Origin of the sequence: Gottfriedia sp. S16(2024) (assembly GCF_050473765.1) — a bacterium.
Classification (GTDB): domain Bacteria; phylum Bacillota; class Bacilli; order Bacillales; family Bacillaceae_G; genus Gottfriedia.
Genome location: NZ_JBFLUO010000001.1, coordinates 4,257,507 through 4,279,130, shown reverse-complemented (window position 1 = coordinate 4,279,130; position 21,624 = coordinate 4,257,507). Strand labels below are relative to the sequence as shown.

General features: G+C 30.3%; 21 protein-coding genes and 1 riboswitch. Of the genes, 13 read left to right on the top strand and 8 right to left on the bottom strand.

The features are described from left to right. Positions 1–27: 27 nt before the first annotated feature. Positions 28–219: a hypothetical protein gene (locus AB1282_RS20425; RefSeq protein WP_056466342.1), complete on the bottom strand. Its 192-nt coding sequence runs from the start codon at positions 217–219 to the stop codon at positions 28–30. Positions 220–379: 160 nt separating this feature from the next. Continuing rightward, positions 380–847 (bottom strand): MerR family transcriptional regulator, encoded by a 468-nt coding sequence (locus AB1282_RS20420; RefSeq protein WP_056466339.1) that lies wholly within the window; start codon positions 845–847, stop codon positions 380–382. A gap of 502 nt (positions 848–1,349) precedes the next feature. Between AB1282_RS20420 and AB1282_RS20415 the strand changes: the two genes are divergently transcribed. Then, complete coding sequence (locus tag AB1282_RS20415; RefSeq protein WP_056466336.1) at positions 1,350–2,699, top strand: hemolysin family protein; 1,350 nt, start codon at positions 1,350–1,352, stop codon at positions 2,697–2,699. 62 nt (positions 2,700–2,761) lie between these two features. Here the strand turns inward: AB1282_RS20415 and AB1282_RS20410 are convergent, their stop codons facing one another. Further along, positions 2,762–3,151, bottom strand: a complete 390-nt coding sequence (locus AB1282_RS20410) for a DUF1694 domain-containing protein (protein WP_390311886.1) — start codon at positions 3,149–3,151, stop codon at positions 2,762–2,764. A gap of 312 nt (positions 3,152–3,463) precedes the next feature. On the opposite strand from AB1282_RS20410, the gene AB1282_RS20405 reads away from it, so the two are divergent. From AB1282_RS20405 to AB1282_RS20390, 4 genes are all read left to right on the top strand, one after another. Beyond that, the gene (locus AB1282_RS20405) at positions 3,464–4,567 is read left to right on the top strand and encodes a sensor histidine kinase (RefSeq protein ID WP_056466330.1); all 1,104 of its coding nucleotides are present in this window, start codon (positions 3,464–3,466) and stop codon (positions 4,565–4,567) included. A gap of 448 nt (positions 4,568–5,015) precedes the next feature. Beyond that, positions 5,016–5,471 carry a helix-turn-helix domain-containing protein gene (locus AB1282_RS20400; RefSeq protein WP_056466326.1) on the top strand — a complete coding sequence of 152 codons (456 nt, stop codon included), beginning with the start codon at positions 5,016–5,018 and terminating at the stop codon, positions 5,469–5,471. Between the two features lie 190 nt (positions 5,472–5,661). Then, positions 5,662–8,208: a DUF2339 domain-containing protein gene (locus AB1282_RS20395; RefSeq protein WP_429900223.1), complete on the top strand. Its 2,547-nt coding sequence runs from the start codon at positions 5,662–5,664 to the stop codon at positions 8,206–8,208. Next, entirely contained in the window at positions 8,183–9,448 is a 1,266-nt protein-coding gene (locus tag AB1282_RS20390; protein ID WP_429900222.1) for a hypothetical protein, read from the top strand. The genes AB1282_RS20395 and AB1282_RS20390 overlap by 26 nt, the downstream gene beginning before the upstream one ends. Before the next feature lie 235 nt (positions 9,449–9,683). On the opposite strand, the gene AB1282_RS20385 is transcribed toward AB1282_RS20390, so the two are convergent. Next, positions 9,684–10,433, bottom strand: coding sequence for a DUF4397 domain-containing protein (locus tag AB1282_RS20385; RefSeq protein WP_429901195.1), 750 nt, complete (start codon positions 10,431–10,433; stop codon positions 9,684–9,686). A gap of 259 nt (positions 10,434–10,692) precedes the next feature. Beyond that, a riboswitch (purine riboswitch) is annotated at positions 10,693–10,795 on the top strand. 32 nt (positions 10,796–10,827) lie between these two features. Between AB1282_RS20385 and ade the strand changes: the two genes are divergently transcribed. Continuing rightward, positions 10,828–12,549, top strand: a complete 1,722-nt coding sequence (gene ade, locus AB1282_RS20380; RefSeq protein ID WP_429900220.1) for an adenine deaminase — start codon at positions 10,828–10,830, stop codon at positions 12,547–12,549. A 132-nt stretch (positions 12,550–12,681) separates the two neighbouring features. After that, positions 12,682–13,371 (top strand): Crp/Fnr family transcriptional regulator, encoded by a 690-nt coding sequence (locus AB1282_RS20375; protein ID WP_429900218.1) that lies wholly within the window; start codon positions 12,682–12,684, stop codon positions 13,369–13,371. Between the two features lie 44 nt (positions 13,372–13,415). On the opposite strand, the gene ric is transcribed toward AB1282_RS20375, so the two are convergent. Further along, positions 13,416–14,123: an iron-sulfur cluster repair di-iron protein gene (ric, locus tag AB1282_RS20370; RefSeq protein WP_429900216.1), complete on the bottom strand. Its 708-nt coding sequence runs from the start codon at positions 14,121–14,123 to the stop codon at positions 13,416–13,418. Between the two features lie 431 nt (positions 14,124–14,554). On the opposite strand from ric, the gene AB1282_RS20365 reads away from it, so the two are divergent. Then, a complete protein-coding gene (locus AB1282_RS20365; protein ID WP_056466304.1) occupies positions 14,555–14,782 on the top strand; it encodes a hypothetical protein in 228 nt (75 codons plus the stop codon). A gap of 257 nt (positions 14,783–15,039) precedes the next feature. Here AB1282_RS20365 and AB1282_RS20360 read toward each other — a convergent pair whose 3' ends face one another. Together AB1282_RS20360 and AB1282_RS20355 are read right to left on the bottom strand one after the other, a co-directional pair. Continuing rightward, the gene (locus AB1282_RS20360) at positions 15,040–15,264 is read right to left on the bottom strand and encodes a hypothetical protein (RefSeq protein WP_429900214.1); all 225 of its coding nucleotides are present in this window, start codon (positions 15,262–15,264) and stop codon (positions 15,040–15,042) included. Between the two features lie 195 nt (positions 15,265–15,459). Beyond that, a complete protein-coding gene (locus AB1282_RS20355; protein WP_429900212.1) occupies positions 15,460–15,690 on the bottom strand; it encodes a hypothetical protein in 231 nt (76 codons plus the stop codon). 160 nt (positions 15,691–15,850) lie between these two features. On the opposite strand from AB1282_RS20355, the gene AB1282_RS20350 reads away from it, so the two are divergent. The 3 genes from AB1282_RS20350 (at position 15,851) to AB1282_RS20340 (ending at position 18,163) form a co-directional block, all read left to right on the top strand. Then, the gene (locus AB1282_RS20350) at positions 15,851–16,003 is read left to right on the top strand and encodes a putative holin-like toxin (protein ID WP_353611566.1); all 153 of its coding nucleotides are present in this window, start codon (positions 15,851–15,853) and stop codon (positions 16,001–16,003) included. Between the two features lie 128 nt (positions 16,004–16,131). Continuing rightward, positions 16,132–17,490, top strand: coding sequence for an NAD(P)/FAD-dependent oxidoreductase (locus AB1282_RS20345; protein WP_429900210.1), 1,359 nt, complete (start codon positions 16,132–16,134; stop codon positions 17,488–17,490). A 22-nt stretch (positions 17,491–17,512) separates the two neighbouring features. Then, complete coding sequence (locus AB1282_RS20340) at positions 17,513–18,163, top strand: histidine phosphatase family protein (RefSeq protein ID WP_429900208.1); 651 nt, start codon at positions 17,513–17,515, stop codon at positions 18,161–18,163. A gap of 94 nt (positions 18,164–18,257) precedes the next feature. Here the strand turns inward: AB1282_RS20340 and AB1282_RS20335 are convergent, their stop codons facing one another. After that, a complete protein-coding gene (locus AB1282_RS20335; protein ID WP_429900206.1) occupies positions 18,258–19,211 on the bottom strand; it encodes an LCP family protein in 954 nt (317 codons plus the stop codon). Between the two features lie 406 nt (positions 19,212–19,617). On the opposite strand from AB1282_RS20335, the gene AB1282_RS20330 reads away from it, so the two are divergent. Then, positions 19,618–21,189, top strand: a complete 1,572-nt coding sequence (locus AB1282_RS20330) for an L-lactate permease (protein ID WP_429900204.1) — start codon at positions 19,618–19,620, stop codon at positions 21,187–21,189. A 235-nt stretch (positions 21,190–21,424) separates the two neighbouring features. After that, positions 21,425–21,550 (top strand): YjcZ family sporulation protein, encoded by a 126-nt coding sequence (locus AB1282_RS20325; protein WP_069032026.1) that lies wholly within the window; start codon positions 21,425–21,427, stop codon positions 21,548–21,550. Positions 21,551–21,624: the final 74 nt, after the last annotated feature.

Sequence of the window (21,624 nt, the reverse complement as noted above, 5' to 3'; positions counted from 1 at the left end):
ATAAACCTGAGTTTTTTAATTTGCATACTATTCTTGTTCAAGAATACCTGCTGCCTGGTTCGTTTGATTATAAGCTGTTTGACAAGCTTGAAGCGCTTGCTCGATTCTTTCGTGGTTTTGTGGTTTTTCAACGGTTTCTAATGCAGATTGAAGACATTCAATTGCGTGTTTAAGTTCAGTAGTTGCATCCTGAGTATATTGACGCGCATTTTTTTGCATGGAAATTCCTCCCTTCATACAATTTTATTTTTGACCAACATTCATTTTAGTATGTAAAAAAACGTAGAAGAAAATTCTTCTACGTTTTTAACTCCAAACGCTTATTTCACTGATTGACTTTACTCAGGGTTCATAACCTTTAAACTTGAATTTAGATTTTTTAAACTCCAAATATTGATAAAATGGCAAATCGTTTTTTCGGTTTAAATGTAATGATCTTTTTCTGATCCTCTAAATCCGCTTTTAATAAGGTCACTTGTTCATTTAATTGTTCTACTTGATTTTCAAGTTTAACAACTACTTTCTTTAAATCTTCAATTTCACATCGATGTTCCAAAATTTGAACTGAAACGACTTCATTTGCTTTCGTTTCAACTTTTTCTTCAAGTTTTATTAATTTTTGAGTTAATTCTTTTATAATGTCAATGTTGTGATCAGTGTCATTTTGTTTTGTTTCGATCGTTTGTGCAGAAGCTTCATAAATTTCTTTAATCTGTTCGATTTGTTCTTCTGTAAACAAATATCCATTATGAGTTTTCTCTACTTTTAAATTACCTTTTTTTAAAAATAATAATACTTTTTTATTTGTTAATTGCAGTTGTTCTGCCACTTGAGAAGTTGTATACATACGCTATTCCTCCTCCAAATAATTTATATAATTAAAAATTCTTTATTAAACTGCACATTCCTTTGAGGTTGACAAAACTAGTGTTGACTCGGCAAAAGTTCTTAAAATCCATCGAATAAATAGGTTCTAAACAATCAAAATAGCTGAATATGTAAACTTAATTACTTTTGAATTGATTTTTATCGAAATTCGGTTTATTACGTTGTTATTAGCGGAATATTCTACAAATTTTAGAATATAAAGTTGATATATAGCATATAATGCAAGACACTACCGGAGAAGGAAAATAGAAATAAGGTAAAGAATGGTAATTAAGAGAGAAGAAATATTGAGGAGTGTTCAAAGAGGAAATGAGGAAACCTTTTCTAACATCCTTTTTATCTTGTTTTAAGAATGCCTAAATAAAAAAATTTTGATAACAAATTATTTAACTGAATATACTAAGATAAGCCTAATTTAAAAATATTAATTATGAAGATGGCCTTCACTTCCAATTGGAGGGATGACTCAATTGTTTGGAATTGGTACTAAGTTATTATTAGTTGTTGTATTAATTGCATTTACTGCCTTTTTTGTTGCTTCAGAATTTGCAATCGTAAAAATTAGAAGTTCTAGAATTGATCAATTAATTGGCGAGGGAAATAAAAAAGCAAGAGCTGTAAAACGAGTAATAACACATCTCGATGAATATCTTTCAGCTTGTCAACTTGGTATTACAGTTACGAGTTTAGGTTTAGGTTGGTTAGGTGAACCAGCTGTAGATGAATTATTGCATCCGCTGCTTGACGATTTGAATTTACCTACTGCAGTAAGTGGCACAATCTCTTTTTTACTTTCTTTTGGAATAATTACATTTATTCATGTCGTAGTTGGTGAATTAGCACCTAAAACAATCGCTATTCAAAAGGCTGAACAAATTACCTTAAAGTTTTCACCAGTATTGATTCTTTTTTACAAAATTACCTATCCGTTCATTTGGTTGTTTAATAATTCAGCAAGGATGGTCTTAAAAATATTTGGACTTCCTCCTGCTTCAGAACATGAAGTTGCACATTCAGAAGAGGAGTTAAGAATCCTCCTTTCTGAGAGCTATAAAAGTGGTGAAATTAATCAATCTGAATTTAAGTATGTGAACAATATATTTGATTTCAATATGCGAGTAGCAAAAGAAATAATGGTTCCTAGAACGGAAATGGTTGCAATTGATTTGCGTGAACCTTTTCATGAGAATATTCACTTTATGAGCACAGAAAAATATACTCGTTTTCCTGTTGTAGATGGAGATAAGGACCATGTTGTTGGGTTAATAAATTTTAAAGATGTTTTTACTGATTTTGTTCTTCATAAAGGGGATGCAGAGGTAAAAACACTTGAACAATATATTAGACCGATTATTCAAGTTATTGAATCAATATCTGTTCATGATTTGCTTGTTAAAATGCAAAGAGAACATATACATATGTCAATATTAGTTGATGAATACGGAGGTACATCTGGCTTAGTAACAGTTGAAGATATTTTAGAAGAAATTGTTGGGGAAATTCGTGATGAGTTTGATGTTGATGAGAAAGAGGATATAAGTAAAGTAAACGAAAATAAATTCGTCATTGCAGGAAAAGTTTTAATTAGTGAAATTAATGATGTTTTTAGCTTAGATATTGATGATACTGATGTTGATACAATTGGTGGATGGATTTTAACTGAAAATTTTGATGTGCAAGAAGGAGATTCAATTAAATATCATAACTGCACATTTAAAGTTCTTAAGTTAGACGGACATTATATAAAATCGATTGAATTAACACGGGAACCAATCAAAAAACCTGAACTAGAAGAAGAAAGCGCAACTTAAATTGTAAAACAATTGAGCTGCGCTTTTATCCATATTTTTTGAAATTTCACATACCGAATTAATTAAAAATTAGTTGATTTATAAAGTTCATCTTTAACAAAAATTTCATTCTTATCAACTGCGTCATTATGCGTCACGACAAGTCCGATCGGAGTAGGGACGGGTAAATTATTGACTAATGAAAAGGGAATATTTTTTTTCTTTGCCAGTAAAATATATTTCGAAATTGTATTATAGGCTAGAGTACCATTTAATAACAAAGTAACATTTTTCATACTGATTGATTTTTCAACGATTGGATAGATTGAATTTGCCATCACTTGACTTGTCGTTAACGCAATTTCAATTCTTTCACGAATTGTGCCTAAAAAAATATTTCGTTCTTCAATTTTTATTTGCTTTTCACCATAGATACCTTTGATTAAATAATCTTCAACTTTATTTCCAGCCATTGAAATACCTACTTTCAGTTTATTAATTTAATTGTATCTAACTTTATTCTATTCTACACACCATATTATTGACATTTTTGCGTACTTTTAGTTTTATAATAACTAGGACTAAGTGACAATTGTAAAGGTTCAGTTGCTGAAAGAAATGAATGAAATATTCATCAATTTAATTTACGTTTTAATCAGAATATTGTAAAAAATATTACTTTGTCGTAATAAATTCGACAAATTTTTATTTTTTTACTTAACGAATATTTAAAAATTTGTTACTATTTAATTAATAGATTTTTATTGGAGGTGTTCCTTATTGATATGTCAATAGAGAGTAGGTATAGCGCTTTCATACAGGAAAGTATGCCTACATTAGTAAAGAATTGGGTCGCTAAAGCGGTAATTAGCGATAATGATCCATTTAAATCCGAGATTATCATTAATGGAACTAAATTGATTGACATTACGTTATTATTTATTAAGGGTAAAATAAGTGAGGATCAAGTCAAAGATTTGGCGCATAAAATCGCCCTTGAACGAGCTAGAGCAAGTGCTAACATCGGAGATTTTGTGTATAACTCAAATATAGCTAGAAGTGAACTATTTAAACATTTGTCTGAATTTGAAGAAAGTATTAGTCTACTTCAGCCACTCATTAATAAAATTAACTACGTTTTTGACCAGTTTATTTATTTTACAGTAAAACATTATTCATATCTCATTACACAAGATATAGAAGAGAAAAAACAGTTCATTGACGAGACTCACAAAGAGAGACTTACAATCCTAGGACAAATGTCTGCTAGTTTCGTTCATGAATTTAGAAATCCACTTACTTCAATTATAGGATTTGTAAAATTACTTAAAGGAGATCATCCACAATTAAAATATTTAGACATCATAGATCATGAATTGCATCAATTAAATTTTAGAATTGATCAATTTCTTCATGTCTCGAAAAAAGATCATGATCAGATCGTGGAATCCTTTTTAATTAATGATTTATTTAAAGAAATCACAGAATTCTTATATCCGAGTATTGTAAATTCGAATGTCATTTTACAAGAAGGAATATCTCAAAAAATATACATACCAGGTTTCAGAAATGAACTTCGTCAAGTTTTACTTAATATATTAATGAATTCAATCGATGCATTGGCTGAAAACGATGGGCAAAAAACGATTCATTATCAAGTTTCAGATTTAGAGGATAAGATTGAAATTCAAATAAGAAATAATGGACCTAAAATTAGTGAAGAAAGCATACGGACAATTTTTGAACCATTTGTTACGACAAAAAATCATGGTACTGGAATTGGCTTATTTGTATGTAAACAAATCATTGAAAAACATGATGGGAAAATTAATTGTTTTTCTGATGACGAATGGACAGCATTTTACATAACGTTGCCAAAAGAGGCATAAAAAAACTCGGATAATAAGTCCGAGTTTTTTTATTTTGTATAATGGAGTTGTATATTGCTAGGTTGTTTAAGAGGATAATTTGAAATCCTATGGAAAAAGGTAAAATTCCCCCAAATTACAGAAGTCGATTTGAAATGTATAATTAACTTAACCTATTGTAGAATCTGATTAGGGTTATGTTGAAAAAGGAAAGTGTAATTCGAACATTAAATAATAAAGAAACGCTAGATCATTATCTTTAAAGGATCTTAGAAAAAAGAAGATCCTTTTCTTAAACCACTACTCATGATGTTTAAGATTGTATTCTGAAAAATTTTAAAAAAATAAATCAACTCATTTATTTACAAAAAGTTCCACAAAGTGTAATATTACACTAAAGGTGAGTGGGAGTAAATTTTTGAACTAAAACACATCATCGCTTTAAAACTTTTCATTGGAAGTGATTAATATGAATAAAGATAAACTAATCGAACTCATCTCAAAAAATGTAAGATTGATTCGTCTAGAAAAAGGGTATTCGCAAGAAAAAATGGCAACTGTTCTTGGAATTTCCAAAAAAACTCTCGTTCAAATTGAAAAAGAACGAACATCATTAGGATGGACAAATACAGTTGCTGTCTGTGCTTTGTTCAAGGATAGTATGATTTTAAAGAATTTTTTTGGTGATGAACCGTTTGAAGTTATTGAAACACTGGCACACGATGAAATGTATACTCCAAAATTTAAAACACTTGGAGGGAAACTGTTTTGGCATGAAGTTGAGAAAAAAGGCGTCTATCGTGTTCAACAAAATGTAATTAGTCAACATTATCGTATTTTAGATGATTCAGACTATCGATGGTATAGTTCGTTTGATCAAGAAGATGTAATGAATCGCCTTTCCGAATTAGCAAACAGTCAATAAAGGCCATTGTATTTGAACAATGAAACAATCATCTAAAGTTGTTATCTCAATTATTTTTGTTTTAACAGTATTTAAGTGTTATCACACTACTAAAAGTGAAATAGTATATACCGGAAGTGTTATATAAAAAGTAATATTTTGTATTCTTTTTATAATTTATATAATCTTCGAAAACAAGGAGGAGGAAATGATGGATGATTTTAAAGATAGGCTAATATTCTTGAAAGATAGTCAGAACGAGTTGATAAAGGAGTATCAGACCTTAATTGAGCAGTATGAATCAAGTGATTTGATTCATGAAAATCAAACTTTACGTAATTATTACGAAGAGTATAAGCTTCAATTGTCTCAATTACAGGAAAAGTATGATCAAATATCAGAAGAGAATGTTAAATTACGAAATTCATTGATGGAGCAAATCCTTGATGAGAAACTCAATATTATTAAAGTATCTCGTAAGAAATTAGAAACTTATTTTGAAGGAAGAACAAAAGATCATCATAACCGATTAGATGCCTTTGAATTCGATGCGAAACAAAAAATCAGGCGTCTATTTGAAAGGGCTTCCATTGATTTAGAGATAGAAAAAGATGAATTAAGAGCGAAGCTTAAGCAAATTTCCTCAGAATTAGATCGGAAAATTATTTTGCATCGTGAACAAATAGCAGAAGAAGAGAAAACGTTAATCGGAAATGTCAAAAATGGTTTAGACCAATTTTCTTCAGAAGAAGTAAATGAAGAAATTATTCAGAAACGAATAAAACAAAATCAAATCGAAATGAAAATCGGTTTGAATTGGATCAATAAACTTGGAATTCTCCTAATTATATTAGGTGTTGGGGCTGCATTTAAATATTCATATTCCACTTGGTTTAATGGCTATATGAAAGGGAGTATATTTTTCTTGCTTGGAGCAGTAATGCTGGCAGGTGGGGAAGTGTTTTTCCGAAAGCAAAAACAGACGTTTGCTCTTGGACTTTTAGGAGGGGGAATTTCGGTCTTGTATGGATCGATTTTTTATAGTTATTTTTTATTACATATAATAGACATTTATGTAGGATTGACTTTATCTATTTTAGTTTCTTTAACCGCAGTACTGTTATCATTAAGATATCATTCAAGGACTATTTGTTCACTCGGACTAGTAGGAGGTTATCTTCCATTATTTTCATATATGTGGGCTTTCGGCCTCCACGGAAATGCTGTTTACACAGCGATGGGTTATCTTTTCCTATTAAATCTTTGCATATTGTTAGTTTCATTTAGAAAACGTTGGACGATTGTAAATTACATTAGCTTTTTATTTAACACACCATCTTTAGCTGCATTAATATGGTTAGCTGATAATGAATCAATTAGCATATTGTACTCGATCATTACATTCTTAATGTACCTTGGTATCACTTTATTGTATCCATTTAAATACAAATCAAAGCTTACTAGACTTGACGTTGTATTATTGTCTTTAAACACAGTGATTAGTTGCGGTTTATTATACTTCTTATTTGACGAAGCGGGATTAAAGGACTTAAGAGGTTTATTAGCACTTATTTTTAGCCTTGTGTATATTGGTTTGGGAAAATTCATCGAGAAAGTCATGAAGAAAGAAAAACAAACGATGTTGTTATTTTATGCGACATCACTAACATTTGCGATCTTAATGATTCCGTTCCAGTTTGGAATCCAGTGGTTATCTATAGGATGGCTTATTGAGGGGATTCTGTTAAGCCTTTATGGAAGCATTTATAAATTCAAGCAACTAACTAGAGCTGGTTGGGGCATATTCCTTCTATGTATTGGATCATTTTTTGTTATTGATATCGGAATGAATATGTTACTAGATATTAACAATGATTATTTTGATTTTAAATATGGTGCGATTATTATTGGTATGTCGATTCTTACTTTATTTTATGCGATACAACAAAATCGAAGTGATGTACCACTTTTCTCTCGACCGATCGAGTTAAAAGTAATTACTTGGTTTAAATATTTTACTCTAGTTAATATATGGTTTTATTTAATGTATGAGATTGACAATGTATATAGCAATAATGTATCTGATCAATTTACACATTATTCCTTTTATCAAGGGTTACTACAAGCATTTATTACGATTGTATTTGCATATATTCTTACTAAAATGAAAGTCCTTTATGACGGTATTGTGAAGTATTATTGCTTATTCCTATACATGATCGGGTATTTAATTTGTATTTATGTAACGATTCAATTCCCGGCATTGAAGGAAGATTTTTCAAAAAATACATTTGTCGAATATCTTGCCTTAGGTATATTGATTGGTGTTAATATTTTCGTGTTTTTCAGCAGTCGGGACTTCTTAATTGCATATATTCGTAGACAATTTAAAAGTAGTGAATTGTATCCTTTAATTTTAGGAATCTACTTAATAGGAATCCTTACAGTATTCATAAATATACAGCTTCAATTAAATAAGGTAGGATTAGCAATCAGTTTATTATATTTATTGTTAGCAATTTCTTATATTTTATATGGCTTCCGTAAGCGATATATGTATATTAGAAGATTAGGTCTTGGACTAACTCTTGTATCAACAGGAAAGTTAATCTTTTTTGATTTATCTTTTCTATCTTCGGGAAGTAAGATAATCGCATATTTCAGTTTCGGGTTTGTGCTTATTGGCGTGTCATTTATTTATCAAAGAGTTTCATCAAGACTGGGGGAGCAACATGGTCAAGTTGATTCAAAAAATTAGTTTAATTGCTAGTATTTCTTCCTTGGTTTTTATGTTACCGATCTTTACAGTTATCGAAGCAAAGGATAATAGTAAGGATTGGCATTTTTCCAAGTCAATTGATATACCAGATCATAATAAATACCAATCATTTTTTTTGGATGAAGAAGTATATGCAGGAGCAGATGAGAATTTAAATGACCTTCGAATCGTAAACAGTAAGGGGCAGTTTGTTCCATTTTATATAGAAAATGGCTATAAAGAATCGCAGGAGCAAAACATAGTCTATTCTTCAACCTTAGTGAATACTGCAAAGAAAGATCAAAATACGATCTTGGATTTTCGTATCACACCAATAAAAGAAAATGAGGATATTCAAGGAGATACACTACTGATCGATTTGCCGAATTTAGATTTTTTAAAGCATGTAGAAGTCTATGGTAGTTATGATGGTAATCTGTGGGAGTATATAAAGAAAAATGACCTATACCGGACTGATCGATTAGAAAATAAAATGATTAATCTTGGCACTGTCCATAAATATAGTTTTTATCGAGTAAAAGTGCTAGATAATGTTGAAAATCTGATTTTTAAACAGCTACATTTAGTTCATAAAACTTACGATTTTAAATGGAATGATTATAAGAAAACTAGTAATCCCACTTTTAAAATTAAAGAGGGTTCTAAGTTGACGGATATTGCAATCCAGAATAAAAATAGGCTTAAAATCAAGACAATAATGCTGGACATTGATAATAATTTTACTCGAGCTTATTCTGTATTTGACCCAAAGGATAATGAAATTCAAGTTGATGGTAAAAATGAGATATATCATATTAATTTTAAAAACGTTCAAATTAACGATACTACGATCACAGCAGTAACTCCAATTACGCAGCCATATTTTAAAATAAAAATTAATAACGAAGACAATCCACCATTGGATATAAAGGGAATAAAGGTCGAATATTTTTTGGATAAGATTATATTTGAGGACACGGGTACTGGGCCATACAAGTTGCTTTATGGGAACGATCATGTAGAAGCACCAAAGTATGATATTGAGAACTTCAAACAGTATATTCAAAAAGAAAAATTGGTGTTAGGGAAATTAAAAGAACAAATGATTGTCTCGCCTATCGTAGACGCTCAAAAACCTCGTTGGTTTCAAACGAAAATTTGGTTTAATGGTATTATTATTGCGGTGTCACTAGTGCTTATTGTTTTTCTTATTATAAAAATGAGCAGACCAAAAAAATAAAATGATTTATTAAATAAATAACTTTAGAACGACTATTAAAGGTCGTTCTTTTTTATTAGGTAATAACTAAAGATTTTTCGTGTGAATGTAAGCTTACAAAGTACGTGAATAGTATGAGTGTTGTTAGATTAGTGAGTAAATAACAAAACAGGATTGTCTAATTTTGACAATCCTGTTTTTTTTCAACCAGAGCTACCGATCTCCTGCCGTTAATTTCTTATCGGTCAAAATAATTCTAAAATAATTTAATGACTTCAAATCTTGGATCCTCTTCAACACACCCAACTGAAATTAAATCATATACTATATTTTCTTTAAACTTTGATTTATAGAGGGGAAATATGATCATTTTTGTACCAGTTAAACGTATTTCCAAATTAACTGTCATTGGAGATATAGGCAGATATTCTGAGGCTTTTCGGTATGGGACATTTGGGAAAACAACATCGCCTTCACCAGCTTTTACTGCAAAATCTAGATTAGGTGAATTAGGGGATAAATTAATAAAGCGAATTTTAGCTTCTCCTTGTGGCAAGGAATTATTATCCATATATGAAAACAGTGAGATTTGGTCAAAGTTATGACCAATAGCAATCGTATATTTTTGCTCAGCAAGTAAATTTAGTTGTTCAGAATGAATTGGTTTTGATTGATCATTCGTTTTAAAAATTTCAACAAATTGTACCCCTGAAGGTAAAGTTAAATAGTGAGTTGATTCTTTATAAGTTAAATTCGAAATAAATTTAGTACGATTAACATATATGTCTAAGCTTATTTTTTTTGGTAAAACATTAACGAGTCTTATAAAAGCTAAATTTTGCTTTATTATATTGTCTTGTTTATAACTTATTGGTGAATTATTTTTTATTAGCCTTTGGAACGAATCAAATCGATTATAATTAACAGGGAACAAATTGTCCTCTTTTTTTGAATAGGATGAAAAATGATTAAAAATATGCGGGTTTATTCGTTTTTTTTCTACCACTTTCTTCAAACTACATACCTCCTATGATTACCATCCTACGATCCCATTTAACATAGTATTCATTAACGAGAAAATTATGAATTATTTTATATTTAAAACTCTTAAAATAGTTATTGCTTTTTAGACTCAAAATTTTATAGAATACTATCAATATAGTTTTTTACAATTAAATATTAGCTAATTAAGTTTATTCACTTTAAATGATTCAGTATGAAGACATCGTCCTAAAACTTGTTTTTTCGTCTGTCTCACTAAAAAATAAAGTGATTCTTAATACGCTCGTATAATTTTGGAAATAACCGGTCCAAAAGTTTCTACCAAGCTGCCGATATAGTTTGACTACGAGAGATATGACATAGCATATTCTCTCCTAAATATTTAGGAGGAAACAAACATGAATCTACATGAGATGAAAACGTCAACAAAAGCTGAAAAGGCTGATTTTTTAATCATAAATGGGAAAGTAATAAATGTTTTTACGAAAGAAATAATAGAAGATTCGATTGCAATTACAAATGGAATAATAGTTGGAATAGGTGACTATGAAGCTAATGTAGTAATAGATGCAGAAGGGAAATATATATCACCAGGCTTTATTGATTCCCATGTTCATATCGAATCATCGATGGTTTTACCTAGTGAATATGCGAGAACTGTACTACCACATGGTGTAACTACAGTTATTACCGATCCTCATGAAATCGCAAATGTTGCTGGGGTTGGTGGAATAAAAATGATGTTAGACGCATCAGAAAATATTCCGTTAGACGTTAGAATTATGTTACCGTCATGTGTACCAGCAACCTCATTAGAGCGCGGGGGAGCCATACTTTATGCAGAACATTTAGAGCCTTTTATGACACATCCAAGAGTACTTGGCTTAGCTGAAGTAATGGATTATCCTGCTGTTATGTCGATGGAAAAACAAATGATCGATAAATTAAAATTAGCTCACGCTTATCAAAAGCCAATCGATGGTCATTTAGCTGGACTATCTAAAAATGAAATAAACACATATTCCTATGCAGGTATTTCAACTGATCATGAATGTACAAATGTACAGGAAGTAATGGAAAGACTAAGAGCAGGGTTATATGTTGCATTTAGAGAAGGGTCCGCTGCAAGAAATCTAAAGGATTTATTACCTGCAGTAAATGATCGAAATGCCCAGCGAATTATGTATTGCACTGATGATAAACATTTAGACGATATCATGAAAGAGGGTTCGATTGATTTTTGTATTCGTACAGCAATCAAATTTGGAATTCACCCAGTGACTGCTTATTCAATGGCAACATTAAATCCAGCAACATGTTATGGTTTAAAACAAAAAGGAGCAATTGCTCCTGGATATGAAGCAAGCTTAGTATTTTTAAACGACTTAGAATCAGTAGAAGTTACGGACGTATGGTGTAAAAATGAGTTTATCGTTAAAAACAAACAAATTAGTAAACGAATTAATAGTGAAGAGTCAAATGTAATTGATTCAAAAGTAAGCTTAGGAGATCTAAAGATTGAAGATCTCGAATTAAAAACCGACTCCAAAAAGCTTGCTAATATAATTGAAATTAATCCAAATAGTATCGTAACAAATCATTTAATTAAAAAATTATCAAATGAATATACTTATTTTGTTCCAAATGTCGCTGAAAACTTATGTAAAATAGCAGTAATAGATCGCTACCATTCTGAAAAAGAGATTGGTCTTGGAATTGTTAAAGGTTTAAATTTAATTGAGGGAGCAATCGCTACAACAATAGCTCATGATTCACACCAATTAATCGTTGCCGGTATGAATGATGCTGATATGTATCTTGCAATTAAAACAATTGAAGAAATGAACGGTGGAATTGTAGTCGTATCCTCTGGAAAAGTAATTGCCAAATTATCATTACCAATTGGCGGTTTAATGAGTAATAAATCTGCAGAAGAAGTAGAAGCAGGTTTACTCCAAATTGAAAAATCATTACTTCAAATTAGGCCAAACAATACATTTAACGCTTTTTTAACATTATCATTTCTAGCACTGCCTGTAATTCCAAGTATAAAAATTACGACAAAAGGTTTATTTAATGTAAATGAATTTAAATTTACTCCAGTTTTTTTTAATAACTGAACTAAATGAAGACTCTTATCAAAGGAGTCTTTTTTTATTAATTATATAAGTGGTATAGGTAAATACTTGTAGTTGATATACAAAATAGATGTTAAATGAGTATTAGGAATTTTTTATAGAGGAGTATTTTGAATGTCAGATGTAATTTTTAATCATTTTAAAAAAGTGCCACTTTTTAAAGATCTATCGGATGAGGAGCTTCAATCTATAGTAGATATTTCACATATAAGAATATATAAAGTAAAATCATTTGTCTGTATGCAAGGTGACAAACTTGATCGAGTGTTTTTTATACACTCTGGAAAAGTAAAAATACATATAACTGATCCGTCGGGTAGAGAACAAATTGTTTCGATACCCCGAACTGGCGAGATGTTTCCACATGTTGGTTTATTTCGAAAAGGAACTTTCCCTGCTCATGTTGAAGTTCTCAAAACAGCGGAGTTAATTGTCACTCCAATCGCTGACTTTGAGGAAATTCTGATTAAATATCCTGAATTATGTATTAAGTTATTTAAGTTTTTAGGAGAAAAAATTATTGACTTACAAGCGAGATTAGTTGAACAAACACTACATAATACATATGACCAAGTAATCATGTTACTACTACGTCTATGTAAATCGAATGGGGTATCTTTAGATAAAAATCAATCTAAACTAACAACTCATTTTACGAATCGCGAACTTGCTAATATGATTGGTTCATCCAGAGAGTCAGTAAACCGTACGATAAACCAATTAAGAAAAAAGGAATTAGTTACGATTGATTCAGAGGGTTTTTTTGTAATAAATATAGAAGAATTGCAAGCGGAAGTTAACTAAAAAAGGAGCATGAGTTGTCATGCTCCTATATAAACTAGATTTATTTAAGCCCTAACAATTGCTCGTTTAAACAATATATTATTTTCTAAATGGATATGTTGGAATGTATCAGCCTCAAGAGCTTCAAGTCTTTGATAAACAAGGCGGTAAGTACCACATGCTTCCATTGGTGGAGTATAGTCATTCGTGATTTCACGTAATTCTTTTAAAATATCCCCTGCAGAACTGTGCTCATTTTCTAACTCGTTAACGACTTTACTTAATTTCTTGTAATTTTCTTCCGTTGGGTTTTTTTCATATTCTAAAATTAATTTAAAATCCACTGATTCTTCTTTCCAAGTATGTTGCTCTAATTCTGTTTTTAAATCAAAAAACAGTTTGTGTAATCTTACTAAATGAGGTTGAGTTTCTCCGTGAACTCGCATTACTTTCGTTACATATGGGCTTAATTGAGGTAATTCCTCATTTAAAAAACGATGATGCTTACTTATAATATGATCGATTAAATCACTACTAGAAGCTTCTTTAAAATCAATTACTACTTCGTTTGATAATTTTGTTTCTTGATAAAGTGTATTTAGTTTTGTTAAAATTTCATCTTTTGGTAAATTTTTTTCTTCAATCGCATCAATTAGAGGTCTATTTCCACCGCAGCAAAAATCAATTCGATATGTTTTAAATAGATCACTTGCTTTTGGGAATTCAGTAACAATCTCACTAATCTTAGATAACTCATTAAATGGTTGATTCATTTTAGTACCCCCGTAAGATTTTTGTTGTTTTGTCTTTCTAAAAAAAGATTACCAAATATATTGATATAAATTTGTGATATAAATCACAAATTGAAGTTTTTTTAGGAATAGACATAATTTATTTTCTTAAATAGAAGCGAGGTATTAATAATTGCATCATAAAATTAATAAAACATAAACAAATAAAAAATAATACTATTAATACAATTATTTCAGTAAGCAAAGCCAAAAATAAAATGACTCAAGAAACACACTTGAGTCATTTTTACTCTTTTAAATTCACTTTTTTCAATTTGTAATGAAGTCGGTCTCGTATTTATAGTTAATTTAATCAAAATCTTATTGAAGTATTTTTGAAGATAAATTTGTATTAAGGGCAGAATATAAAAGTACTTTGGACTTTAAATTCTATAGGGTAAGGAGAGATTGAAATGGAAGACAAAATTGATTTTTCTGAAAAAATACATATTGGTGAATTAATTGCTGTTTCTAATGTTTACGGCTTAACTCCTTATACGCTTCTTTTAGAACTTGAAAAAGGTAATATTGAAGTTTTCCTTACGATAGATGAGTTTAATGAAAAATACAGAGACACAACAGATTTGGATTGGTGTCAATTAAACAATGGTAAAGTTTTTTCTAAAAAGATTGAAGAGTAAACGGTAAATACTTTGGAATATTGATTAATTAAATACAGAAATAGACTTACATTCAAATAAAAAGTATTTTGCTTTTCGGTTTATCTAAAGGTAATACAAATTCTTTGGATTCGTGTTCTACAATCCAACAATCAATCATAAGTGGTAAGAGTTATAAGAGGTAAAAGAGAAGTAATTTGAAAACATAATTTGAATTGATTGCTTCAAGGATTTATCATTTTTTCATTTGATAGAATTTCACAAACCTAATATTGTGTTTAACTTCTTTTATTTAATACGATTTCTCCGAACATGGCCAATTGATCATTATTTAAATGATCTCGATCTATATTTGGTAGAACAACTGATATTAGAAAATTAACTTCGCTGTTTAACCTAGTAATCTCTTCTAACAAATGGATTTGGATTCCTTTCATTTCGTTGCTTACCTCTAAATACAAATCATCTTTAGTAGAATTTAATTCTTTATTTATACTGCTCATATCAAACACCTCCAAAGAAAATTATTCGTTGCAAATGCTTCAATATCCTTTATGTATATCTGCTTTTTTAGTTTCAAAAAATTAAATTTTAGGGTAAATGATTTTCTCAGCGTTTTACATTGCAATAAAATAAAAAAACTCAGCCAATAATTTTAGATTTTGGCATGAGTAGGATATTTATTAAATAAAACGAATTCATTCACCAATATTATCTTCAAACCACGTTTGAAGCTCTTTTAATGATGTAAAAGAGAAGATTTCTTCTCCGTTTTGACCGTTATCAAAACCGGTGTTTCCTCTTAAAGTAATTTGTCCTTCTTCTCCAGAAATTAAGATCGCATAAGGGTGGTTTATATTTATATATCTTGCATCTAAATCATTATCAATCCAATTCTTACTATTCAAAAATGCTTCGAAATGTTCCATTTGTATTCCTCCTGTCGAAACTATTATTCCAATTATTAACAAAAAATAGACCTTAAAAAGTTTGTGGAAGAAATTGGATTAAATGTAACAATGAATAATCCTGCATGTTAATCCCTTTTTTAAGAGAGGTTATAAATTTAATATAAAAAAATATGGTTGAATGTATAGGACAAACTTGGTTCCGGGAAGGCTTAAAAGTAAGGAGGCGGTTTCTATTATTACTTTCGAAGTTTTATCACTGATGATTAGCTTTGGTATGTTTGTGATCGCCATTTTAGAGTTTAGAGATAAGGATAAGAATAAAAATTCTTGAACACGCTAATTAAGGCGTGTTTTTTTTTATATAAATAATTTCTATCAAATAAAACTAGAGAATTTCACTTAAAGATAGTAACTATTGTACAATTAAAATAAGTGAAAAAATCAAGAAGGTGAAAAAAGATGTATGATATTACAATTATCGGTTCAGGTGTAAGTAGCATTTTTTTAGCATATACATTATTACAATCAAATCAGAAAGTATTAATACTGGAAAAAGGAAAGTCTTTAGAAGAAAGGGCCTGTGCTATAGATAAAGGCGGAATATGCAATTGCGACGTTTGTGGTAAATATTATGGCTTTGCAGGACTTGGTAAATCAGAAGGGAAATTCAACTATTCATGTGATTTTGGGGGAGAATTAGCACAAAAGGTAGGCAGAGTAAATCTTGAACAATTAATGAAAGAGGTTGACGATCTATTATGCCTTTATGGTGGAGGGGCTGTAGAAAAGTATTCGACTGTAAATGAAAATTTGGCAAAAAAAGCCGAGGGTTGCAAGTTACATATGTTAACTACTGAAGTTAGACATCTCGGTACACGTCTTTCAACAGAAATATTCGAACGACTATATAAGGAATTATCTAGTAAGATTGATATTCGCTTTGAAGTTGATATTCTAGATATTAAAAAGGAGAATAATCTATTCTATTTGGATACTAACTTAGGAAAATTCGAATCTAAAAACATCGTATTTGCAACAGGTAGATCCGGAACAGAATGGTTAAATGATCAGTGTGCTTCACTTGGAGTTAAACAAGGAAGAACTCGTTTAGATTTAGGGATTAGAGTCGAGATGAAAGAACAACAGCTTCGTTCAATTTTACAAGATACATTTGAAACGAAACTTGCTTTTGAATATGACGAATTGATTTCAACTACATATTGTATGAATCCAAAAGGTAGAATCGTTCGAAAGTTTCAAGAAGGATTAGTGATGCCAGATGGACAAAATTTTAAGGAAAAAGAATCAGGGACAACTAATTTAAATTTTACTTTATTCACTCCTAAATATTTTCCATCACTAAATGAAGCAAATCTTTACGCTAATGAAATTATTGGAAAAATAAATAATGGGTCAGATCGCATCGTCGTTCAACGATTAGGTGATTTACTTAGCGGCAAGCCTACAACAATTGCGAAAATGGAAAAAAACAGTATAAAACCAACATTAGATGCTGATTGCGGTGACCTTGAAAATGAAGTTCCTAATTTATATTTGAATATTTTACAAGGATTTTTGAATCAGTTGGAAGAATTTATTGGAGAGACAATTGATGAGGATACACTCCTTTACGGAATGGATGGAAAGTTTTACTCACCAATTATTGAAACAAATTCAAACTTTCAAACGAGTTTAGATGGATTATTTGTAATTGGAGATTGCTCTGGAGTTACCCACTCATTATCTCAAGCAGCGGCTAGTGGGATTTATTTAGGTAAGGTTTTGGCAAATAAGGATCAATCTTTAACTAGATTTTAAAATTCACATTGTGGGTGATTAGATGGAAAATAGAATTCATTTATATTTAATTAGACATGGTGAAACTTATTTAAATCGTTATAAAAGAATGCAAGGATGGGCCGATAGTCCATTAACAGAAGAAGGAAAGCTAGTAGCGATTGAATGTGGAAATAGATTATCAGATATCCAATTTGACCGTGTATATACTAGCGATTCTGGTAGAACTGTTGAAACGGCAGAACTAATTTTACAGCAGAACAATTACGAAATTCCCGAAATAAGAAAATCAAAAGCCTTCCGAGAGTCCTTTTTTGGTAGTTTTGAAGGAGAATTCTCAGCAGTAGCCTTAGGTAAAGTTGCAAATGATCACGGTTACTCTTCCTTTAGAGAACTATTAAGAAATCGTTCCCTAGAAGATATTACAAATTTTATCAAAGAGTCTGATCCATACCATCATGCCGAGAATTACTCCGAGCTATGGGATCGAATTGAAAAAGGATTAAATGAACTAATTATTGAAAATAATAAAAACGATGAGAATGTATTAATTGTCACTCATGGAAATACGATTCGAAATATTGTAAAAAAGTTTTCAGAAGAATTTAATATTGAATTAGAAATAAAAAACGCTAGTATTACAATTTTGGAATACTCATCGGATACGTATAAAGTGATTTCATTTAATCAATAATTTACTAAGTCACTACAGGATAAAAAAGTACAAGATAAAAATAATCAAAAAAGAGAAGGATAATAACCTTCTCTTTTTTGTGAAATTCAAAATATCATTTATTTTTCAACTTTTTATTACTATTTTTACTATTAATGACTGGTGTAGGAGCTTTAAAAAATTGCTTTATTGTTTGTCTGTTCTTAGAAAAGTTTAATTTTAGTACTGCTCCTGAATGTTCGACCGTTTCGTTTGTAAAACCAGCATCTACAGGAATACTTAGGCGATCAATTTTTTCAATTGGTTGAGAAAATGCAAAAGAAGCAAGCGAAAGTATTTCATCTAATTTTAAGTCAGTTGAAACATATTTTGTTGTTTCGTCTAGTAAAAGAGGTACCCTAGCAATTCCTCCAAAAGTATTTAACTTTTCTTTAACGGCCCTTACGACTTTTAACAATACTTCTTGCTGGCGTTGAACTCTTCCAAAATCATTATCTTGATCATGTCTAAATCGTACGTATTTTAAAAGCTGTTGACCGTGTAGTTTATTATTTCCAGGTTTCATTTTTAAGTTCATATCATTAATGATTGCTTGACTAACATTAACTGTTATACCCTCTGGAACAAGTGTATCTACAATCCCAACAAAACCTTTAAAATCAATTATAACCGTATGGTCAATCGGAATACCGAGATTATTATAAATTGTTTCTTTTAGTAGTTTTTCTCCACCTAAATAATAAGCCTGATTAATTTTTCCATAACCAAACTTATAACCTTTAATTTTAACATATGAATCCCTTAGTATTGAGGCAACTTTTAGAGTTCGATCCTCAACATTATATTGAACTACTGCAATACTATCTGATCGTGAGTTTTTTTCGCCACGAGAATCAACACCAATAACTAGGAAAAATAATGAGTTTTTTAAAAGTTTATTTTTAAAGCTGATTTTTTGTTCACTTAGTGGATTTGATTGGCTTTGGTCGTGATTCGATGGTCTAATTTGACAACTGGTTAGAAAGAAAACAAGAAAAGAAAGAAGGCATATTCGCAAGAACTTCGACATGACTAAATTACTCCTTCAATATGATTGTTGGTCTATTTATGTAATTTAATTTATATTTCCCCTCTAATATTTTGAAAATACATAACAAAAAAGGAAAATTGATATATACCGTATTTTTCCATAAATAGAAATAATTGTTCATTGTTAAGAAATACTACATAGTATAAAATTTACTTTGTTAATTTCTTCACAAATAAAAACGAATAAATTAGGTGAAAATAATTATTTTTTTATCACCATATGTGAATACTTTCACAAAATATATAACGGTTGAAATAAATATTAATGATTTAATAAGGCAATATTAATAAAAATAAAGTTTGTGAAGTTATTTAACAAAATAATTAGGTTGGATGCTAGATTTTATAGGTTAAATCTAAGAACCTAAACAAAGGGAGTAAACCAAATGTTAGTAGATAGCTTTAATCCATTTGATAATCTCGCAATTTCAGCACTTGTTGCGGCTGTACCGATTCTTTTATTTCTTTTATGCTTAACCGTGTTAAAAATGAAAGGTATTTATGCTGCTTTATTAAACCTAGGAATTACGTTTATAATCGTACTTACAATCTTTAAATTACCAATCGGTGAATCAATCGGAAGTGTAACCCAAGGAACTATTCAAGGGTTATGGCCAATTGGTTATATCATTGTAATGGCTGTGTGGTTATACAAAATAACAGTAGAATCTGGGAAGTTTGATATTTTACGTAGTAGTATAGTTGGTATTTCGAGTGATCAGCGGATCCAGTTCTTATTGATTGGATTTTGTTTTAACGCATTTCTTGAAGGGGCAGCAGGTTTTGGAGTACCGATTGCTATTTGTGCGGTATTATTAGTTTCAGTCGGTTTTAAACCATTGCAAGCAGCTATGCTTTGTTTAATTGCAAATGGAGCATCTGGTGCGTTTGGAGCAATTGGAATACCAGTGGGAATTATTGATACATTTGGTTTACATGGCGTAACTTCAATGAAAGTTTCAATCATGACAGCACTAACTTTACCGATTATTAATTTTACGATTCCATTTCTGTTAATTTGGTTAATCGATGGATTTAAAGGAATTAAAGAAATTTTACCGGCAATTTTAGTAACCTCTATTACTTATACAGTTTCTCAAGCAATCATGACAATCTTTTTAGGTCCAGAGTTAGCAGATATTATTCCTTCATTATTAACAATGGGTGTTTTAGCATTATTTCTAAAAAAATGGCAACCTAAAAATATTTTCTTACTAAATGGGAAAGAATTTAAAATTGAATCTTATTCAATGGCTGATGTGATTAAAGCATGGTCACCATTCTATTTACTAACAATTTTCGTATTAATTTGGAGCTTAAAATCATTTAAAGGTTTATTCGCTGTTGGAGGAGCTCTATCTTCTACTGTTATAAAATTCGTTGTTCCAGGTTCAACAATAAATGTCAGCATTGATCTAATCGGAGCAACAGGTACTGCAATATTATTAGCAGGATTAGTTACAATTTTCACTTCTAAATCAATTAATGTTAGTAGAGGTTTATCTCTACTTTTAAAAACAATCTCAGAATTTTGGATACCGATTATTATGATTTGTGCAATTATTAGTATCGCAAAATTGATGACTTATGGAGGATTAACAAGTGCTTTAAGTCAAGCAGTTGCACACACTGGAGACGCATTTCCGTTTTTATCTCCAATTTTAGGATGGATTGGGGTATTTATGACTGGTTCTGTCGTGAATAACAATACTTTATTTGCTCCAATTCAAGTTTCGGCTGGTAATATTTTAGGTACAAATCCTTCATTATTAGTATCAGCAAATACTGCAGGTGGGGTAATTGCAAAACTAGTTTCACCTCAGTCAATTGCAATCGCAACTGCTGCAGTAGGTGAAACTGGTAATGAATCGACATTAACAAAAATGACTTTAAAATATAGTTTTGGATTGCTAGCATTTGTTTGTATTTGGACATTTATATTATCACTAATTTATTAAGTTAAAGAGTCTTGAGAGAGTTTTCTCAAGACTTTTTTTATTACTTAAAGTTGATTTTCGAAAATTGTTTAATCATTCATACGCCCTTATGTTTAGCACTATGAGATAAAGTTGTTATCCAAAAATATATTTAATCTCGCCTTAAATATAGACAAATGCCTATGTAACAAGGATTGTGACCCTTACATATACTTTAGTGTGATTTCTAAAAGTTAAGTGAAGGAGGCAATCTATTATGAAGGGATATTCACCTTACTACGGCGGCTGCGGCGGTGGCTTTGGATGCGGCGGAGGATTTGCGTTAATCGTTGTGTTATTTATTTTATTAATTATCATCGGTGCGTCTTTTGTAACTTGCTAAAAACTATTGAGCGTCAGCCACAGAAACCGACTAACATTTAGTTAGTCGGTTTATTTCATTTTTTACACAGTATT